The organism is Bacillus salacetis, from assembly GCF_049177075.1.
Classification (GTDB): domain Bacteria; phylum Bacillota; class Bacilli; order Bacillales; family Bacillaceae_B; genus Rossellomorea; species Rossellomorea salacetis_A.
On sequence record NZ_CP185377.1, the window covers coordinates 1948657 to 1963966 of the forward strand.

The following is a 15310-nucleotide window of genomic DNA, read 5'->3' on the forward strand; positions in this document are numbered from 1 at the left end:
GGGAGCTGATGGTTTCTCATTAGGAAAGTTTTTTTGCCATGATTAAATTGGTGATTTCATAATCCAGTTTCTCGTACAGGTTTCTAGCAGCCTGGTTATGGCCGAATACATGAAGTTCAATCCGGTTGAAGCCCAGGTCTTTTGCCACTTCCTCAATTTCCAACATGGCCTGCTTGCCATATCCTTTTCCCTGATGGGCAGGATCAATGTAGATATCATAGATATATCCTGCTTCTTTCCCGATTTTTGCCAGCCAAATAGACCCGGCTTCAATTTCCTCATCCCAAATCGTATACAGGTAGTTATCGGCTGAATTTTCTCTTTCTGGAAGCAGCCGCTGAAAATCTTGTTTAGAGTTTTCAAGGGCTTCTTCAGGTGCCCAGTTCCCCGCTTCAGTCTTTTCTTCTGCATAATTCTGAACTGCTCTTTCCAGAAAAGTGTCGAATTCTTTAGAAGTCATTTGTTTAAGTGTAACCATTTACTTTCCCCCTGCATTGTTAATGATCTCTACTGTTCCTCTTTATGTAAGTTCTCCACTACTTTTTCTATCCCTTTTTATTTGTTCAATTAAGTATCAGAAAACCCGTCTTTCTTATTGAAAGACGGGTAAAATTTAAAGGCTTTTGCTGTTGATTTGACTTTTGAGTGAAGAGATGAACTCTACAAGAGGCAGTTCATTGGATGCCTGACCGCTGTACTTTCTTACATTCACCGATCCATTTTCCTTTTCATTATCACCAACGACAAGGATATAAGGAATTTTCTTCATCTGGGCTTCCCTCATCTTATAGCCCATTTTTTCCTCCCTTATATCGAATTCGACACGTATTCCCTCTTGCTTCAACCTTTTATATATCTTCTCACCGTATTCATGATGATGCTGGTGTGATACTGGGATGATACATACTTGCTGTGGTGCCAGCCACACCGGAAAGGCACCGGCAAAGTGTTCGATCAGGATTCCCAGGAAGCGGTCAATCGAACCGAATACAGCCCGGTGGATAACAACAGGACGGACCTTTTGGTTATTTTCATCAACATAGTGCAAATCAAATTTTTCAGGCATTTGGAAGTCGAGTTGTACAGTTGCACATTGATGGCTCCGCTTTAGTGCATCCTTGATGTGGATATCAATTTTTGGCCCATAAAAAGCTCCGTCGCCCTCATTAATTGTAAAATGATATCCAAGTTTCTTTAGTACATTTTTCAGGGATTCCTCTGCCTTGTCCCAAAGAGACTCTTCTCCCATATAATCATCTGGCCTTGTAGAGAGTTCTATATCATATTGGAAGCCAAAAGTGCTGTATACATAATCAATTAATTTCAATGCAGAAGTGATTTCTTCTTCAATCTGATCAGGAGTGACAAAGATATGGGCATCGTCCTGGCAGAAAGTCCTTACCCGCAGCATCCCGTTCAAGGCACCACTGAATTCATGGCGGTGCACCTGACCAAATTCAGCCATTCTGATAGGAAGGTCCCGATAAGAATGCAGCTTATTCTTAAATATCAGCATATGACCCGGGCAGTTCATCGGCTTTAAGGCAAAACTCTGATCATCGACTTCAGAGAAATACATATTATCCTTATAGTGATCCCAATGACCCGATTGTTCCCACAATCTTCGGTTCATCATGATTGGTGTCCTGACTTCTTCATACTCATAAGAATGCTGAAGTTGTTTCAAGAAGAACTCAAGTTCGTTTCGGATTTTCTGTCCGTTATTTAGATAAAACGGCATTCCAGGTGCTTCTTCGGAGAACATGAATAATTCCAATTCATTTCCAAGCTTTCGATGGTTTCGTTTCTGTGCCTCTTCAATAAAAATGAAATAATCATCAAGAGCTTCTTTCGATGGGAAAGCTGCCCCGTACACCCGCTGAAGCATTTTGTTATCGCTGTCTCCGCGCCAATAGGCTCCTGAGACATGTGTCAATTTAAACGCTTTGACCATTCCAGTGGAAGGTAAGTGAGGGCCCCTGCATAAATCAACAAATTCACCCTGCCGATATATTGTCAGTTTTTCTCCTTCTGGTATTTCCTCTATCAGCTCCAGTTTTAACGGATCAGAAGCGAAAAGCTCCTTTGCCTCTTTCCTGGAAAGTTCTTCTCGCTTGATTTGGTGATTTTCTGAGATGATTTTCTTCATCTCCTTCTCGATTCGCTCCAATTCAGACTCTGATAAGTTCTTATCGAGGTCCAGATCGTAATAGAATCCATTTTCGATGACAGGACCTACACCTAAATGGACCTTTCCGTACAAACGCCTTACCGCTTGTGCCAGTATATGAGCGGAGCTGTGTCTCATCATCTCGATCCCTTCATTTGAAGAGATATCAAAAAGCTCTATAGCTGCATCTTCTTCCAGCGGCCGTTTGAGATCATACAGCGCTCCATTTACTTTTCCTCCTGCTGACTTTTTCTTTAAGCCAGGACTGATGGATTGGGCAATCTCCTCCAATGATATACCTGCCGGATAGAGCTTTTCCTTTCCATCTGGAAACTTTACGAGTATTTCATTTTGACTCATGTTCATTCCACTCCCTTTGAGTTTTGAAATAAAAAACACACCCATCCCTGTAAAAAGGGACGAGTGTGTGTTGGCCCGTGGTTCCACCCAGCTTCCCGCCATAAATTCATGGCGGCTTCATTTGTGCTTTATCGCAGCTTCTGCGGCATTGATTACTATGATTTCACCAATGCGGCTCAAAGGCGGTAAGTCTCTTCTTCTGCATTAGGAAGCTTTCAGCCGCGGCTTCCCTCTCTGTGTACCGGTTAGAAGAACTCATGTCCTTATCATCGCTATGTTTATTCATTTAGAAAATAAAAAACACACGCATCCCTATGAAGGGACGAGTGTGTTTCGGACCCGTGGTTCCACCCAGCTTCCCGCTGTAAAATAAACAGCGGCTTCAGGTGCTTTATCGCAGCAGTACGGTATTGAATACTGGATTTCTTCAATACAACTCCAAGGCGGTAAGTTTGTCTTTCTGCGTTAGGAAGCTTTCAGCTGGGACTTCCCTCTCTGTAAACCGAATAAGAAAACTCATGTCCTTTTCAACGTTTAATATAAATTTTTAATTAATATATAGCATCTGCTTACCAAAGTCAATCTAAACTTTAAAAATATTTTCCTGAAAATCCAAAATATTCATCAGATTGAATTGGTAACACTGGATAATTGATCAGACGTTACAGCCACCTGCTGAACGGCTCCGCTGATGTCCTCGAAAATTTCTGTGAGGTCTGACATTTCCTGAGCAATCTGCATGTTCTGCTGTTTGACCTTCAACATGGAGGATAGAATCTGATCAAAGAATGCATTCGTTTCTTTTGTCTCAATCGACCCGGATTGAATTCCACTGTTTATTTCATTGATTGTATCTGACATGGCAGAAGAAGATACATTGATTTCACTGATCAGACTGCCCACCTGAGAGACCGCATCTTTTGTATTTTCTGCAAGCTTTCTCACCTCATCGGCAACTACAGCAAATCCTTTCCCGTTTTCGCCTGCACGTGCTGCTTCAATGGCTGCATTCAAGGCAAGGAGATTGGTTTGATCTGCAATGGAAGTGACCATCACGGCAATTTGCTCAATTTTCTTTGAAGAGGAAATCAGTTGTTCCATATCCGTTGATATTTTACTCATATGGTTTTCTGCATCCATCATTACCGATTCAAGTCTCTTTAGTTTATTCTTCCCCTCATTCGATTGTACCTCAGTTTCAATTGCAATCTGTGACCCAAGCTGGGTTACACCTTCAATCTCCCTTGATTTATTAACGATTTCCTGGATAGCTGAACTCGTTTCCTCGCTGATGGCAGCAAGTTCTTCAGCATTTTGGTTGACGTTATGGATCATATTTTTCTTTAAGTCCTCAGATTCCAAACGAATCCGGTCATTTTCTTTTTCATAGGCTTCCAGCACGATTTGCTGTTCGAGATTCAATATTTTGGAGACGGCAAGATTGTATAATTTATATTCTCCAAAGCTTTCAGCGTGTTGATCAATGATTTTAAGGAGTGATTGATACAGGTCCTGGAATGCACACATGTACCACTTCGGCTCCAAGCCGATTCTTACATGGACGTGGGCAATCACAAACCTTTGTTTAATAAAGTCTGCATCAATAATACCGTTGAACATCTGGTCGATATGTCTGTGCAGTGTTTTCTTTAACCGGTCAATGGAACTGTTATCATTGATGATTTCAAGTAATGACGGCTCATTGCTGAGATTTTTGTAAAACTGTTCAACTATCTGATTGAGGTGTTCCTGGACCCAAGGCTGAAGTTTCTTTATGTAGCATAAATCATCCTCTGTCAGATTGATCATTTCCATTTGTTTCATGTAGTTGGAAGATTCCAGGTCGATTCTCACCTGGCTTTTGAACGAATCAGCACTCAGCTTGTTCGTTTCTTGTTTCTTTTTTGAACCTTTAAATAATCCCATTTTCATAAAAGCAACCCCTATTCCCTTGACACTTTATGCAGGTAGTACGACTCCATTGAGCCGATATATCCTTATTATCGGCTTCATTCAAGAATCATGAAGGAGGTCTTGCGTAAAAAGGGAAAATAAAAAACCATCCGGCACTTTAACGGCCAGATGGTATTCATTGTTTTTGCTTTAAGGGCTCTCCTGAAACGATATGCCAATGGAGATGTTTGGAGTCCTGGTACTTCCCGAGATTGGTGATGATCTTGCATGACCCGTGTTTCTCTGTAATCGAGCCTGCAATCTCTTTGATGACAAGCATCAATTCAAGCAGGAGCGGATGGTCACTTTCATCCAGGGTGATCAGGGAAGATATATGCTTCTTGGGAATGGCGACGATATGTACAGGATAAAAAGGTTTTGTATGATGATACGCCAATACATTGTCCGTTTCCCTTACTTTATCTACCTCGGTATTTCCACTTAATACTTCTTCGCAGTAAAAATCATTGGTCACTTACTTCACCTTTTCTTTATTATTAATATTCGAACTTGTATTCATCAGAAGGAGACCTGCTCCGCTAAGGGCCATGATTATCAGCAGCACGAGGATATCGAGGCTGTGAAAGGAAACAAGTTCATGAGATGACCGGCTTACATCAAATAATCTTACAGCAACTCCAATCAAGGTGGAAACAAGCATCAATAGCAGTACAGTTTTCTTTTGGTCGACAGTCAAAGTCATTCCTCCTCCTAGGTTTTCATCATTTAGACGAGTGCCAAGAAGGCAATGTTTCAATAATTGCCGAAATTTTTTGTGAAATATATATACTCATAGAAAAGAGCGTGTTCCAAAATAGAAACACGCCCTTTCTCTTAACACCTTGCTTCTAAAAGCACGTTTTTCATTCTCTCAGCAGCAGCTCCCGGATCCGGCGAACTGCTAATACAGGATATTACTGCCACTCCGTCTGCACCTGCTCTTAATACTTCAATAGCATTGTCAGGGGTTATGCCCCCGATCCCAACTAGAGGGTGATCAATGCCAAGTTGTCTCATCTTCTGAATAAGAGCGGGACCGCTGACAGGCCTGGTGTCAGACTTGGTCGAGGTTGGGAACATGGGACCCACGCCTAAATAATCTGCTCCCGCATCAATGGCAGCCGCTGCTTCGGAAACAGAATGAGCTGATACCCCAAGGATTTTATTTCCTATTCGTTTTCTCACCATTGCAGGTTCGCCGTCTTCCTGCCCGATATGTACACCATCGGCATCTATCTTCAAAGCTAATTCAATGTCGTCATTGATTATGAATGGAACATTATATTCAGCGCAAACGGACTGCAGATCCCTTGCCAGTTTTTCTGCATGGGCACCTTGAAGGCATCCGCTCCCTTTTTCCCGAAATTGAAGCATCGTGACTCCTTCTGAAAGAGCATCCTGAACCACTTTAAGGGGATCAGTTGCACAATTTACACTCCCCATCACAAAATAAAAAGATAATGAGTCTCTAAGCGTCAATTGGCATCAGCTCCTTACTGTTGTAAGCCCAGTGATTGGTAGGGCCATGGCCTGAACCGATGTGGAGATCGTTCTGAATGGCGGCTTGAATGAATGCTTTCGCTGTGTAAATAGCCTCTTGCAGGGATGATCCCTTAGCAAGCTGGGCTGTAATGGCTGCCGAAAATGTACAGCCGGTTCCGTGTGTATTCATCGTTTGAATTCTCGGAGTGCTGAATGTCTCAAAACGGCTTCCATCATAAAAGAGGTCTGATGCTGTAGCTGTATCATCATGGCCGCCCTTTATGACCACGGAATGCGCACCAAGTTCCACTATGGCACTTGCTGCGTCTTTTCTCCTGTCCATACTATCGATGCTTATTCCGGTTATGACCTCTGCTTCAGGGATATTCGGCGTAATGACAGTGCTGAGTGGAATCAGTTTTTCTCTTAATGCGTTTACTGCCTCTTTCTGTAAAAGAGGAGAGCCTCCTTTAGCGATCATGACAGGATCAACTATCACATTGCTCCATTGATACTTTTCCAATGAGGAGGCAACGACTCCGATAACCTCACTGTTGAACAACATTCCTGTTTTGACTGCCTGAGGGGTGAGGTCTTCTGATAGTGATTTCAACTGTTGTTCTATAGCTTCCAATTTCACCGGGTAAACGCCTTGGACACCAAGAGTATTTTGTGCTGTTACTGCTGTCAGTACCGACATACCATATACCTTAAGTTCTTGAAAAGTCTTGAGGTCTGCCTGTATACCGGCACCGCCGCCGCTGTCAGAGCCGGCGATGGTCAATGCTTTTGCCGTTTCCATTAAGTCTTCCTCCTATCCTAAATAGCGATGATAGATTTTTTTGGCTTCCGCAATATCGTTGATCCCATGGATAAGTACACGCCCATCTTTAAATAAGACCATACGGCGGCCGGAAATTTCATAGGATAATAGAAAAGGGTTTCTTTCCACTTTTCCTCCAGTCTTAACAAGCATTGCAGCTGTCTCTTCCAGGTTTCTCTCTCCTTTTGCAGCCGGCCTGATTTGTACCGAATTCCTTCCGCAAAGAACGGCCGTTTTGGTTTGGTTTTCGTAGCTCAGGAAAGGATAAGTCGGATTGTTTCCACATGAAAGACACTCCTCTTTTTTCAAGGAACCCGGATAAATGGAAGAGTGCTGATTCTGCCATAAGTCAAAAGTAACCAGCTTGTTTCTTAAATGGTCGAGGTCACCTGTGAGCAGCTTCAGAACCTCTGCAGATTGGTAGCTGACGACCATTCCGACAGCTGGGCTGATGATTCCTGCTGAATCACATGTGGCTCCTCCCAGCGGCACACTTCCAAGCAGGCAGTGGAGACAAGGTGTGAGACCTGGCTGTATGGTATAGCTGATTCCATAGCTGCCGACACAAGCACCATACACCCATGGAATCCGATATTTTTGTGAAATATCATTAATAATCATGCGGGTATCGAAGTTATCTGTCGCATCGACGATGACATCTACCCCTTTTTGAAGTTTTTCTAATTCAGGTACACCTGCATCGGCTGTAATCGCTTCGACTGTTACCATGGAATTGATCTGCTTTAACCTTTGCCGGGCTGCGACAGCTTTAGGGATTCGATTTTCTGCATCTTTCTCTTTATAGAGCTGCTGCCGCTGGAGGTTGCTCCATTCTACATAATCCCTGTCAATGATTGTTACCTTGCCAACACCTGCACGCACAAGTGCCTCTGCATTGCCGCTTCCCAAAGCACCGGCTCCCACAATCAATACATGTTTTTGAGATAGCTTTTGCTGCCCTTCTTTGCCTATCCCGCTGAAAAGTTCTTGTCTGGAATATCGATCATTCAAACAGTGCTCATTCCTTCCATCGGACTGCTTGCCGTTGCATAGCGTTTTTTGGGAATCCGTCCTGCTTCAAATCCGAGCCTGCCGGCTTCAATGGCGAGTTTCATTGCTTCAGCCATCTTAACTGGGTCCTTTGCTGCCGATACGGCCGTATTCAACAACACACCGTCTGCTCCGAGTTCCATGGCATAAGCGGCATCAGCCGGTGATCCGATCCCTGCATCCACAATAACCGGGACTGTTGCTTGTTCAATGATGAAACTTAAGTTAAGCGGATTAATGATCCCCTGTCCGGAACCAATAGGGGAAGCACCTGGCATGATGGCGTGAACGCCCATCTCCTGAAGTCTTTTCGCAAGAAGGACATCATCTGATGTGTAAGGAAGAACAGTGAACCCTTCTTCCAATAATTGTTCCGTTGCTTTCAACGTTTCAATCGGATCAGGGAGCAGTGTCTTGAAATCCCCTATGACTTCTACCTTGATCATGTCACACAGCCCTGAAGCCCTGGCAAGTTTTGCTGTCCTTACAGCTTCTTCTGCCGTTTTAGCGCCCGCCGTATTTGGCAGAAGGGTATATTTTTCAGTATCGATTTTTTCAAGGAAATTAGGCTGGCTGGGTTCAAAAATATTCATTCTTCGAACAGAAAAGGTCAAAACCTCTGTTTCAGAAACGTCGACCGCTTTCTTTTGGATATCAAAATCAGGATATTTGCCCGTACCTAATAACAATCTGGATTTAAATTCATAAGAACCTATTTTCAACATTTCATCCGCCTCCTACAAAATGAACAATTTCTACTACATCGCCATTAGCTAGTCTTGCTTCCGCATGTTTGCTTTTTTCAAGAATCTCTTTATTCAACTCCACTATGGCGACTTTTTGGTCCAGTTGGAAATGAGAAAGAAGATCTTCCACTGTCGCCACCGTTTCATCTACTTGGACTTCATCACTGTTGATGATTAATTTCAACGATACCCCTCCTTGACTGCCGTAATGGTTTTTCTGTCGATTTTAAAAGTTTCATAGAGCGGGCGTTCTTCCTTTGTTACCTTGTTATCAATCATGTCGGAAACCATTTTTCCGGTTACAGGACTCAATAATATGCCATTGCGGTAATGCCCTGCTGCTATGAAAAGGCCATGATACCCCGGAAGAGGGCCTATATAGGGCAGGCCGTCTCCTGTCTGCGGCCGGATTCCTGCCCAGGCTTTCTCCCATCTTGCGTGTTTTATGTCCGGAATCAAAGAGATGGCTTTCTCAAATAAACCGGAAAGACCATGTAAGGAAACCGACTTGTCAAAACTATTTAAATAAGTCGTTGCTCCCACAATGAGCCTTCCATCTTTCTTTGGAACAATATAACAGCCATTCTCAGAGAAAATGGTAGATTGGATGATTTGCCTTATTGGCACGACGGAGAAGCATTCTCCTTTCACGGGTATCGTGTCAATTGCAATCCCTGCTCTTTCCATCAGCTTCCCCGCCCAAGCGCCTGTCGCAATGACCACATTTTCAGATTGTATCGTCCCTTGGGAGGTCCTGACCCCTGTAACCCTGGACTCACTCAAGAGAAGACCTTCTACTTCACAGTACTCAAGAATTTCTGCTCCCTTGGCTTTTGCACCTTGTAAAAACGCCTGTGATAGCTGGGGAGCCATCACCTGTCCATCGTTAGGAATGAACATACCACCTGAAAGATCATCTGAAAGTGCTGGTTCAAGTTGGAAAAGTTCATCGGCATTCAGCCATTTTACTTCGTGATCCCACTCGGCATGATATTGAACCTGTTTTTTCAAAAAAGGAACTTCTTCATCGGACTGTGCTACCTTCAGCATCCCTTTATTTATAAACCCGGTATCTATGCCGGTAAGTTCCTCCAGCTCACTGATCAAAGCAGGAAACATCTTTCTGCTTTTTAGAGCCAGTTTCAACATAGCATCATTTTCATCGATCTCCGCTTGTGCTCCGAGCATTCCAGCAGCTGCACGGGAAGCTTCAGAACCGGAGGCGTTTTTGTCGATGATCAGCACTTTCTTTCCCAGCTTTGATTGTTGATAAGCGACAGAACTGCCAATGATTCCCCCACCGACAATGATGAGGTCATAAGTGTGTTTCATCTGCTATCATCTCCAATTGCTTTTGATATTGAATTGCCGATTGGATTGGATCCTTTGCATTAAATATGCCGGACATTACAGCAATTCCTGAACAGCCGGTTTGAAAAACTTCCTCCATGTTTGAAGGAAGGATCCCGCCAATGGCGGTGACAGGGATGGAGAGCTTTTCCGAAATGGAAGAGAGTTCCGCCAACCCCCTGGGTGCAAGGGCGTTTTTGGAATCAGTTTGAAAAACATGGCCATATATAATGCCATCTGCTCCTTCTTCCTCTGCCAAAAGAGCCTCTGGTAAGGAATGCACAGACTTTCCGATAAAGAGTTGCGGAAAGGATTGTTTTACAACTTGTACTGTCAGGCTGTGATAACCCAATTGAACACGGTCAATTCCCAACGCTGCTGCCACATCCACCCTATTATTGATAACAAGCTTTTCATTTGGGATTCCCTGTTCCAGCATTGTTTTACCTAATTCATAGACTTCCCTTGCCGTCTTTAAATGCTCCCTGATATGTATGGCGTCAATGTATGGAAGGATGTCCAAACATATGGAGACGGTTTCATCTGTGGTCATTCTTCCGGTTGTAACTGCATGGAGAACAGGTTGTTTCATAGGCCTCTCCTTTTGGATATTTGATAGAACAAATAAAAAGCCGCCTTCCCTGCATACACGGGAAGGCGGCTTGAATGGCAATAGTAAAATCGCAATCAATCTCAGCACACACTTCCCTACGCTAGTATGAACTAGATCAGGTTCAAAGGGTCTTAAAGTATACTTTAATCTCAGCCTTTAAAAGGCTCCCCCAGTGATTTTGGTTCGGCTATTTATTTATATGCATTCTAACATATGATTTATTAATATCAAACTATTTTTTAAGTATTTTTTACCAAATAGGTAATGGAAATCATCCATGAACAAGGGCAGCCCTTAGAGTAGTGACCCCGTTTTCCAAATAAGCCTTTAAACAGGTCAACATATAGACCCAGCCTTCCTTTTGACCAAGCATCTTCTCGATTTCGCCTGGGGCTTCAGTGAAACCTGATTCTGTCACTCGTATAATCGTAGTATCCTTCTCTTGCTCTTTCAGCGTAATAGTAACAGTAGTCGGCTGCCGGGGGTCTCCCCAGGTAAACATGATTTTATATGGACGTTGAACTTCCAATATGTTAACGTTGCCTTCCGCGTTATATTCTTCGTATCTCCAAGTAATAGATTTCCCCTCTTCTATTTTTCCGGTACCGGAAGAGAACCAATAATTTGACATTTGTTCAGGATTTACCAAAGCTTCAAACACTTCAGAAGAAGGCATTAGTATTTTCATTGACGTTGTAATATTTATTTCCATCATGTCCCTCCTTTAGGAACGATATATTAATGTTTTCTGTAAATTTCAATTTGAAATTCCCTGCCCCAAGATTCCATAACGTCTTCGACTTTTAAGACCTGCCACGGATTAAACATGGTTTGTCCGTGCTTATTGAAACAATACTTGCTGTTTAACAGAGTAGAGGCATGTACAGCCTGACCCTGTTTATTTTTCCATACCAGCACGTCAAGCTTCTTCAAATTAGTTCTATTTATCTTTCTGTACTGATTGTCTTCCATCAAGCTGTAAAAACGCTCCGGTTTCATCCACTCTCCTATAACACTTATGTCCCCCGTAAGGGCAGCAGCAGCTGCTGCGAGACAATTGGGTCCGTTTTTAGAAGAAAAGGTATCGATGAATGTTGAGAGGGTTCGAAATTCTTTCCTGATCAGACTCTGGTCATTCTCGCTTAATTGATCAAAAAGAGCCGTTTCATCTGTCCACATTTTGGCATAGTTTGATAAAAATTGAGTCCGCGTCTCATTGGATAGCATATCCCAGAGGAACTTTTGAATCATATACACTTTTCCATTCTGTTCTTTATCTTCATACGAGGAATACTCAAGGATTTCCAGAACTTCCCTCGTTTCTGTCGGTAATAGTGTTATTAAATTTTCCTCAGTAAGGATCAATCCTCTCCCCATTTTCCATTGCTCTTTGATGATTTGCTTTTTCTGCTCTTCAGTCAACTCCATAAACTCTTCATTGCTGATAGAGATATAGTACTTGGCTTCGTTACTGATGGCCCAGGTTGTAAATGATGTTTTATCATTTAGGGAAAATGATAAACGAGTATCGGCTTTGATTTCTTTACACGCCATGAAGTCCGGTTGATTCTTGAAAAAGAAAATATCATAGGCCGGTACAAGCCTTTGTTTCCACTCTATTAATGTTTCATTTGGTAGCACATAACCATTTACTTTGATTTGACTCATCTTGTTTCTCCTCAGGTGTTTCATAGAATACAACTCATTCCAAAAGGGTATTGAATAGTAATTCTCTAAGGACATTCCTGATTCCTTTAAAAAAGGAATGAAGGTTGATATTACCATCCCCTGATACTCTGGTTTTCTGTTAAACTTTTAAAAGTTATAGTCGTACAGGAGGCAAGTCATCTATGAAAAAACTTATTGTACTGCTGACAATTGTGATTGCTTTTACCTTTGCCGGAGGCTTTTATGCAGGGATAGCTTACATTGAAGCCAAAACAATAGAAATAAACCCTGACCTTCACCTGACACGATCAGAAGAAGTGAAGTTGGAAACAAAAGAACTACCGGAGAAAAATACAGCCCCATCCAAGGTGTTGATGGGATATGTCCAAGACTATCAAGATCCGGATAAAACGGATTACCGCAATCTCTCTCATGTTATTTTTTCCTTTGCCCATCCATCTGAAAATGGAGAAGTGCTTATGAGTGGTGAGTATGCAGCGGAGAACTTACGCAAAACGGTAAGGCTTGCTCATAACCAAGACACGAAAGTATTGCTTGCAGTCGGCGGCTGGTTCCATATTAAAGGCGGAGAATCCTACCCTTACTTTAAAAAAGCGATTTCAAATGTAGATACAAGAACGAAGCTTGTCAATGAATTGATGAAAATGGTACAGCAGGAGAACCTGGATGGAATTGATATTGATTTTGAACATCCACGCTCTCAAGATGATGCCAGGCATTTGGCGGCTTTTATGAAAGAATTGAAGACAGAACTTAAAGCAGTTGATAAGGAGCTTTCCATCGCTGTCTATTCCAAGGTGGACAGTGTGACGGGACAGGAAAACAAATCGGTCGTTTTCATTCCGTCTATGTTCCATGACGTCGATTATGTCAACATCATGGCTTACGATGGCCAGTGGGATGGCGGATATAATGCCGCAAACCTGTCTCCTTATCCATATACCGAAAATGTTGTCCATTACTGGAGCGGGTTATTTGAAGAACATGGACTTTCTAAAGATAAGCTGGTTCTTGGTGTTCCCTTTTATGCCCAGCCTGAAGATCCCGCCGAATCAGTATTGACCTATGGGGCGGTCATAAGAAAAGGAGCGGAAAATGCCGCGAAGGATTCTGTCACAATTGACGGAGTGACGTATCATTATAACGGCAAGGATACCATCCGGAAAAAAACGGAGCTGGCCTTGCAGAATGAATTCGGCGGAATGATGTTATGGGAAGCAGGCCATGATGCCCAGGGAGAACAGAGCTTGACCAGAGTCATTTCGAAAGTCCTGGAAAAAAGTGAAGAACAGGAGAAAGATTTGTTCTGGGTTAAACAATAAAGAAGACAGCGGAATTTTCAATAAGTAGTTCAGTTTTGGAGTGCAAAACTGAAAAAGCAGTCCAAAACGGACTGCTTTTTTACTACCTAAAAAATTTCATTAATTGAGTAAGTCACCAAAGGGGAGAGTACTTAAAATAAGGGAAAAAAATTCCGTTAAGCTGCAGAATTTAGCTGGGGAGAGCTAAATAAGGGAAGAATTTTCCGTTAAGCGTGCTCAGTAACCCGATTTTCATGGTTTTTAAGTAAATAGGGGAAAAATCTTCCCTTAATTGACATGTTTTTCCCGATATTTCTTCCTTAAGGGAATTTTCTTCCCTTATAAGATAAGCTTACGGAAATGGTTCTTTCTTGGTCAGAGCTGGTACTCGCTTTTATCATGGAGAGGATTATGAATAAAGAATAAACGAAGGGCTTAAATTTTCATTTCGCTGTCTTCTTCTTTACATAGTTGATATAGCCAATCCTATGCCCTTCATTATCGATGATCTTCCGGACAAAATAGGGGTCGTTTAGCAGGCCTTCCTGTTTGGATGTCTCGATGAAATCTTCAATTTCCGGATCAGCCTTCAATTCCCGGTACCAGTCCTGTTCCTCGAGTTCCCGCCACAAGTCCTCAATTTCAGGCTCTTTTATCCGCAGGATGTATTTTTGAAAGAATCCAGCTATCAGTGCTCCGGTTAACAAAAGAAGAAATAGAAAAATCATAAATCGGCTCCTTATTCACGATGGTGGCTATATCAAGCGGAAAAAGTATGCTGCTTTTTCCGTCTCTTAAGCAGTGCTCTGAATGTTCCTGTTCCGAGAAGGACGCCGAGAACTATAAAACAAAACCCTATTAAATGTTTTGCCTGAATCTGTTCTCCCAGAAACATAGATGATCCAACTATCGAAAAAAATGGAGTCAGGTTGATGAAGATGGATGTTGATCCTGCTCCCAGTCTATGAATGCTGTAATTATAAAGCATATGTCCAAGTCCAGTTGCCAGGATAGCTGATCCTATGAGAGTCCACCAGACAAATGCAGGCTGATCAAAGGTAAGGGAAGTCCCTCTTTCAGGGAAGAAGAAACTGGCCAGGATCAACAGGATCGAACCCATGAAAAGCATCAACCCGGTCATCTGTCTGGAATCTATATTGACACTCAGCTTCTTAATTAAAATAAAACTCGCTGCCTGCGTCAGGACCGCGCCAAGAATATATAAGTCCCCCAACGACAATCCGGAGAGCGTCCCCTTTTCATTCATTACAATAAGGTATACCCCAAATAAAGCGGCGATAATGCCAAGTGACTTTAAAAGGGTCAGCCGTTCATTTAGAAAGATCATTGCCATAATGGATGTTGATAAGGGAACGAGCCCCAAAATCAGGCCTGCATTGGTTGCCGTGGTTGCAGTCAGCCCGATTGCGAGGAACAAATGATGGCCTAAAACCCCAAACACAGCTGCGGAGAAAATACCGATCAAGCTCTTCCGGGAAACCTTTTGAAAGCTCTTTTTTAAAAACAAAAAAAGTATGACCGCTAGCCCGGCCATCATTACCCTTATTCCTTGTATCATCACCGGTGGAAAATAGGTAACAAGAATTTTAATGGCTGAAACATTAAAGCCCCACACCACCATCAATAAAATCAATAATAGATATAACCCAGACTTCGACACACACTTCACACTTCTTTCTCGATTGATAATGTATCTAATTTAGCAGGGTGCCCTGAGTCTGTAAAGGAAATGACTCTGTAGTAAACAAAAAA

The 15310-nt window shown here is 42.6% G+C and carries 17 protein-coding genes, 1 pseudogene, 1 riboswitch and 1 other annotated feature; of the genes and pseudogenes, 1 reads left to right on the top strand and 17 read right to left on the bottom strand.

Translation table 11 applies throughout. From position 1 onward, the window contains the following. Window positions 1-19: 19 nt before the first annotated feature. The 15 genes and pseudogenes from ACOJQI_RS09860 to ACOJQI_RS09930 form a co-directional block, all read right to left on the bottom strand. Window positions 20-478 (bottom strand): GNAT family N-acetyltransferase, encoded by a 459-nt coding sequence (locus ACOJQI_RS09860; protein WP_421385050.1) that lies wholly within the window; start codon window positions 476-478, stop codon window positions 20-22. A gap of 135 nt (window positions 479-613) precedes the next feature. Further along, window positions 614-2530 (bottom strand): threonine--tRNA ligase, encoded by a 1917-nt coding sequence (thrS, locus tag ACOJQI_RS09865; RefSeq protein ID WP_421385051.1) that lies wholly within the window; start codon window positions 2528-2530, stop codon window positions 614-616. A 52-nt stretch (window positions 2531-2582) separates the two neighbouring features. After that, window positions 2583-2809: a binding site (T-box leader), on the bottom strand. A 345-nt stretch (window positions 2810-3154) separates the two neighbouring features. Continuing rightward, window positions 3155-3865: a methyl-accepting chemotaxis protein gene (locus tag ACOJQI_RS09870; protein ID WP_421385443.1), complete on the bottom strand. Its 711-nt coding sequence runs from the start codon at window positions 3863-3865 to the stop codon at window positions 3155-3157. 48 nt (window positions 3866-3913) lie between these two features. After that, a pseudogene (locus ACOJQI_RS09875) lies at window positions 3914-4462 on the bottom strand (protoglobin domain-containing protein); the annotation flags it as partial. 157 nt (window positions 4463-4619) lie between these two features. Then, window positions 4620-4958 (bottom strand): HIT domain-containing protein, encoded by a 339-nt coding sequence (locus tag ACOJQI_RS09880; protein ID WP_421385052.1) that lies wholly within the window; start codon window positions 4956-4958, stop codon window positions 4620-4622. Next, window positions 4959-5180 carry a hypothetical protein gene (locus ACOJQI_RS09885; protein ID WP_421385053.1) on the bottom strand — a complete coding sequence of 74 codons (222 nt, stop codon included), beginning with the start codon at window positions 5178-5180 and terminating at the stop codon, window positions 4959-4961. 137 nt (window positions 5181-5317) lie between these two features. Next, window positions 5318-5926 (bottom strand): thiamine phosphate synthase, encoded by a 609-nt coding sequence (gene thiE, locus ACOJQI_RS09890; RefSeq protein ID WP_421385444.1) that lies wholly within the window; start codon window positions 5924-5926, stop codon window positions 5318-5320. A 25-nt stretch (window positions 5927-5951) separates the two neighbouring features. Next, entirely contained in the window at window positions 5952-6767 is an 816-nt protein-coding gene (gene thiD / locus ACOJQI_RS09895) for a bifunctional hydroxymethylpyrimidine kinase/phosphomethylpyrimidine kinase (protein WP_421385054.1), read from the bottom strand. A gap of 12 nt (window positions 6768-6779) precedes the next feature. After that, complete coding sequence (locus ACOJQI_RS09900) at window positions 6780-7799, bottom strand: thiazole biosynthesis adenylyltransferase ThiF (RefSeq protein WP_421385055.1); 1020 nt, start codon at window positions 7797-7799, stop codon at window positions 6780-6782. Then, the gene (locus tag ACOJQI_RS09905) at window positions 7796-8563 is read right to left on the bottom strand and encodes a thiazole synthase (protein ID WP_421385056.1); all 768 of its coding nucleotides are present in this window, start codon (window positions 8561-8563) and stop codon (window positions 7796-7798) included. Before ACOJQI_RS09905 ends, ACOJQI_RS09900 begins: the two co-directional genes overlap by 4 nt. Before the next feature lies 1 nt (window position 8564). After that, window positions 8565-8768 (bottom strand): sulfur carrier protein ThiS, encoded by a 204-nt coding sequence (gene thiS, locus ACOJQI_RS09910; protein WP_421385057.1) that lies wholly within the window; start codon window positions 8766-8768, stop codon window positions 8565-8567. Next, on the bottom strand, window positions 8765-9916 hold the full coding sequence (thiO, locus tag ACOJQI_RS09915) for a glycine oxidase ThiO (RefSeq protein ID WP_421385058.1): 1152 nt from the start codon (window positions 9914-9916) through the stop codon (window positions 8765-8767). Before thiO ends, thiS begins: the two co-directional genes overlap by 4 nt. Beyond that, window positions 9900-10526 carry a thiazole tautomerase TenI gene (gene tenI / locus ACOJQI_RS09920; protein WP_421385059.1) on the bottom strand — a complete coding sequence of 209 codons (627 nt, stop codon included), beginning with the start codon at window positions 10524-10526 and terminating at the stop codon, window positions 9900-9902. The genes thiO and tenI overlap by 17 nt, the downstream gene beginning before the upstream one ends. A 96-nt stretch (window positions 10527-10622) precedes the next feature. After that, a riboswitch (TPP riboswitch) is annotated at window positions 10623-10728 on the bottom strand. A gap of 90 nt (window positions 10729-10818) precedes the next feature. Then, complete coding sequence (locus tag ACOJQI_RS09925) at window positions 10819-11262, bottom strand: SRPBCC family protein (RefSeq protein ID WP_421385060.1); 444 nt, start codon at window positions 11260-11262, stop codon at window positions 10819-10821. 23 nt (window positions 11263-11285) lie between these two features. Next, a complete protein-coding gene (locus ACOJQI_RS09930) occupies window positions 11286-12215 on the bottom strand; it encodes a hypothetical protein (RefSeq protein ID WP_421385061.1) in 930 nt (309 codons plus the stop codon). 182 nt (window positions 12216-12397) lie between these two features. Between ACOJQI_RS09930 and ACOJQI_RS09935 the strand changes: the two genes are divergently transcribed. Continuing rightward, the gene (locus ACOJQI_RS09935) at window positions 12398-13558 is read left to right on the top strand and encodes a glycosyl hydrolase family 18 protein (RefSeq protein ID WP_421385062.1); all 1161 of its coding nucleotides are present in this window, start codon (window positions 12398-12400) and stop codon (window positions 13556-13558) included. 422 nt (window positions 13559-13980) lie between these two features. Here ACOJQI_RS09935 and ACOJQI_RS09940 read toward each other — a convergent pair whose 3' ends face one another. Further along, on the bottom strand, window positions 13981-14265 hold the full coding sequence (locus tag ACOJQI_RS09940) for a hypothetical protein (protein ID WP_421385063.1): 285 nt from the start codon (window positions 14263-14265) through the stop codon (window positions 13981-13983). 32 nt (window positions 14266-14297) lie between these two features. Then, window positions 14298-15218: a DMT family transporter gene (locus ACOJQI_RS09945; protein WP_421385064.1), complete on the bottom strand. Its 921-nt coding sequence runs from the start codon at window positions 15216-15218 to the stop codon at window positions 14298-14300. Between the last annotated feature and the right edge of the window lie 92 nt (window positions 15219-15310).